The organism is Dolichospermum lemmermannii CS-548 (genome assembly GCF_028330815.1).
In the GTDB taxonomy this organism is placed as follows: Bacteria; Cyanobacteriota; Cyanobacteriia; order Cyanobacteriales; family Nostocaceae; genus Dolichospermum; species Dolichospermum lemmermannii.
Window position 1 is genome coordinate 1 of sequence record NZ_JAQMTJ010000206.1, and the last position, 4,620, is coordinate 4,620.

Annotated in this window: 3 protein-coding genes; all 3 read right to left on the reverse strand. The window is 38.3% G+C overall.

Translation table 11 applies throughout. The features are described 5' to 3' along the window. Positions 1-164: 164 nt before the first annotated feature. Positions 165-1,757, reverse strand: coding sequence for a 2-isopropylmalate synthase (locus PN450_RS13380; protein WP_148762792.1), 1,593 nt, complete (start codon positions 1,755-1,757; stop codon positions 165-167). A 212-nt stretch (positions 1,758-1,969) separates the two neighbouring features. Next, on the reverse strand, positions 1,970-2,491 hold the full coding sequence (locus tag PN450_RS13385; protein ID WP_104387051.1) for a LabA-like NYN domain-containing protein: 522 nt from the start codon (positions 2,489-2,491) through the stop codon (positions 1,970-1,972). An 851-nt stretch (positions 2,492-3,342) separates the two neighbouring features. Further along, positions 3,343-4,131: a rod shape-determining protein MreC gene (gene mreC / locus PN450_RS13390; protein WP_271836638.1), complete on the reverse strand. Its 789-nt coding sequence runs from the start codon at positions 4,129-4,131 to the stop codon at positions 3,343-3,345. Between the last annotated feature and the right edge of the window lie 489 nt (positions 4,132-4,620).

The following is a 4,620-nucleotide window of genomic DNA, read 5'->3' on the forward strand; positions in this document are numbered from 1 at the left end:
CCTTGAGTTTTTTGGCTGTTTTTATGTACAGATATTTTAGGTTCTCTGTTAGTTCAATGATAGATTTTGGACGCATTAGGTTAGCTGCACACTGAAATTATCTTCTCTCATTATAGGATCAATCATTCTGTGGAGTTCTCTTATTTATCTAACCCACCATAATATTACGCTGTGACTTCTTCCTTCACTTCCTGCTGTAAAGCTGAAACCAGTCTATTTAGTGCATTTACGTAAGCCTGAGCCGATGCCACAATAATATCGGTATTAGCCGCATGACCTGAAAATACACGGGATTCATGGCGTAAGCGAATTGTCACTTCTCCTAAAGCATCAATTCCTCCGGTGACAGATTGCACAGAAAACTCAATCAACTCATTCGGTACATTCACCACCCGATTGATAGCTTTGTACACCGCATCCACAGGACCTGTCCCAATGGCTGCATCAGTTAATTCTTCCCCGTCGGGAGTGCGAAGAGTCACAGTAGCAGTGGGTTGAGCATTACTACCACAGGAAACCTGTACTAACTCGACTTTAAATAAATCAGGTGCTTGTTGGATTTCATCATTGACAATGGCTTCCAAATCCCAATCAGAGATTTCTTTCTTTTTATCCGCTACGTCTTTGAATTTGACGAAGGCTTTATTTAATTCGGTTTCTGATAGTTCAAAACCCAATTCTTGCAAGCGGGTACGAAAAGCATTTCTGCCAGAATGTTTACCCAATACTATTTGATTGTCGGATAAACCAATTAATTGGGCATCCATAATCTCATAGGTGAGTTTGTTTTTCAATACTCCATCTTGGTGAATTCCAGATTCATGGGCAAAGGCATTTGCACCGACAATAGCCTTGTTTGGTTGCACCAACATTCCCGTCAAATTGGAAACCAAACGGGAGGTTTTATAGATTTGTTTGGTGTCAATATTCGTGAGTTGTGCTTCCGAATTTTCAGCCCGTCCCAAGAAGGGATTAAAATATTGTCTGCGGACGTGCAAAGCCATCACTAATTCTTCTAAAGCTGCATTTCCGGCTCTTTCACCAATACCATTGATGGTACATTCTAATTGACGAGCGCCGTTTTTCACAGCTTCCAAAAAGTTAGCAACTGCTAAACCTAAATCATTATGGCCGTGAACGGAAATAATGGCTTTGTCAATGTTGGGGACATTTTCGGTAATGCCTTTAATGATGCCCCCAAATTCGCTGGGTGTGGTGTAACCTACGGTATCAGGAATATTAACAGTTGTTGCTCCAGCGGCGATCGCTCTTTCCAAAACTTCATACAAAAATTCTGGATCAGATCGTCCGGCATCTTCAGGAGAAAATTCGACATCATCGGTGAAGGTTTTGGCATAGGCTACCATTTCTTCAGCAATGGCAACTACTTCCGGTCTGGTCTTTTTTAACTTATATTGCAGGTGGATATCAGAAGTAGCAATAAAAGTATGAATTCTGCCTTTAGCAGCAGGTTTGATAGCCTCCGCTGCGGCTTTAATATCATCATGTCTGGCTCTGGCCAAACTACAAATTACCGGACCATTTTCCGTTCCCACAGTTTGGGCAATTTTGCTAACTGCTTCAAAATCTCCAGGACTAGCAAAAGCAAAACCAGCCTCAATAATATCTACTCCTAAGCGTGCTAGTTGTTTAGCAATAACTAGCTTTTCGTCTATGTTGAGAGTTGCTCCAGGACACTGTTCTCCATCACGCAATGTGGTGTCAAAGATAATAATTCTATCGGTTTGCTTGCTCATTAGCTTGACCTCTCTTAGTTTTGAGAATGGGCTGAATAAAAGAACATTAGGGAATTAGAATTAATCAAATGTGGTTTGATTTGTCAGTCTTAGAGAATTTATAATCATCACCGACTTCTAATTCCTCAATTCTTGCTTGATAAAATAACTGGAACTGTGAAATCAGAATTTTTAACTTTGAGATTTGTGAATAAATACTAAGCTAAGTTAAGTTAACCGTCAGTTTTTTCTATTCTATCTCTAATATCATTCAAGTCTATATATCTATCAGTAGCATTACGTAGTTCTCTGGCGATCATTCCTTCAGTTGATACTACTGTAATATGCGTATTTTTTGAGCGTAATAGTTCGATAGCTCTTTCAAAATCACCATCTCCGCTGAATAATACAACTCGGTCATATTGATCTACCGTATTAAACATATCAACGACAATTTCAATATCTAAATTCGCTTTTTGGGAGTAACGACCGGAAGCATCATCATAATACTCTTTGAGGATTTTCGTGCGAACTGTATATCCTAAACTGATGAGTGCATCTCGGAAACCCCGTTGGTCTTGTGGGTCTTTTAATCCAGTGTACCAAAAAGCATTGATTAATGTAGTTTCTGACTGTTCGTATTTGAAATATTCTAAAACCCGTCGGGGGTCAAAAAACCAACCATTTTTTTGTTGAGCATAGAACATATTGTTTCCGTCTACAAAAATAGACAGACGATTCATTGGAGAACCCATAAAAATTTACACCTAAATAATAGATAAGAATGTTAGAGGGAAGAATAGATTATAGCAATTATCAAGTGGTAATTTCGCTAATATCTTTAAGGTACATAATTATGTATAGCCATTATCTTACCTCTTTTAAAGCCAAAATTTGGACAAAATATCCCAGTTGAGATCCGAATTATTTAACTTGTTTCACCTCCGGGACTTGTAAATATGTTGTCTGATCAAAATCTACCAATAAAATTGACCTAGTAACAGGATTGTAAACTAGATGATATTCAATTTTACTCCTAAAGAGGTACGGGATAGGATTCTGGACAAGGAATGGGCTGATCTTCATCAATAGATTTTTTCATCAACTGTAGGGATGATTTCAGAGGATTATCAATGCTTCAGGAGAGAAGACTATTGAGGATACGCATCTAGGATATCCTAGATGGACACCTAAAATTTGAAGAATACTCTATGAAAGTAGTTTGAATAATTTGATGACTCCGAATATAAATTTTTATGACAACCAACCTGATCTGCGATCACAGGGGTGGGTTCAGTTACGTAAATATGGGGATGTATTTGTACAGAATTTTTATACTATGAATATACTGATATGGGTTGGATAAAAATTAAAGGATGGGTGAAAAAGGGATAAAATGGTCATTTAAGTCTTAAATTTGCAGTTTTTAGCAGTCGAACAGGGTTCTGAATCAATATAAGTATTGTACTTAAACTAGTCGGTACGATAATATCGCCCCAGAACCTATATCTAGCTTAACCAAAAAATCAGATTCTGTTGGCAAATTAGAAAAGCAGCCTGGTGCGAGTGGTAGATTTGAGTCATTTACACTAATTAACCTTGTCCATCATTTCGTCAAATTCGGAGTTTCTAAATATTGTTTCTCTGGTTGAGGATAAACAGTTACCCAATCTAAATACCGAATTGGCGGAAATAACTCCACTTTAGCGATTGATGCCGGGAGTTTCTTTAAATCCAACGACTTAATTTTACCTATGGCTAAACCAGCGGGAAACTTCTGACTATAAGTAGATGTGGAAACTAAATCGCCTACTTTAACATTAGGCACTTTTTCATAAAACTCTAACACCCCTTCAGCGGAAGCATCACCTTGCAAAACTCCTTTAGCTGATGTGCGGCTGACAGTTACACCCACTTGACTTTTTAAATCACTAACCAACAATACACTGCTAGTATTAGTCGTCACACTTTCTACTAAACCTACCAATCCCCCATCGGCTTTAACAATAGAACCTTCTTGAATGCCTGATGCCGTCCCTCGATTCAAAATTACCTGTTGCCACCAATGATCTGCACTCCGTCCAATTACCCTTGCTATAATTGGCTTCTGTGGCAAGGTTTCTTTTTCTACGTAACTCAGTAAACTTTTTAATTTTTCATTTTGGCTTTCTAGATCGACGATGCGAGTCTGTAATTCTAAAGATCTTGCATCTTTAATACTTTGCTCAGAAATCGTCCCTGACTGCACCATCTGTAATGGAATGGTGATTCCTTGATAGATTTCGCGTAATAATGCCCCTTTTGTTTCTCTGATTGTCCAAGCACTACCTACAACTAAGGCCAATACCCCTATTTGTAATCCCTTATATTCCCACCAGCGCTTTAAAGTAAACATAAACATACCTGTATATATTTTTTATAAATTATTCAGGAGTTGCAAAAATATTGCTTAGGAACGCAAATTTAATCACCTGCCATTCTGATTTAACCAGAAGTGGTGCGTTACGCTTTGTTTTAGCGTAGCCATGCTCGCAGAGCTTTACACACCCTAATTTTGTACTTTATTTAATCTATACTCCTTAGTAAGACTTTCCGTGATCATTATCCCTCAACTTCCCTATACTTCTGTTGAAAACAATAGACATCTCCGGAAATTAAATATGCGTGACCTAAAACCCTTGTAGAGACGTTCCATGGAACGTCTCTACAATATTTACCGAAGCTGTCTAATGGATTCTATAATTTTGACACTCTCAGGGAAGACAGCCACTGAGATTCTACTGACAGAATTAGATTAAAGGTTTAGCCTAATCTAATCTCGCTGCGACCGTCAAACGCCGCCTAGACGCTCAATACAACCACCAATCAAGGTGTCGAAATTGCG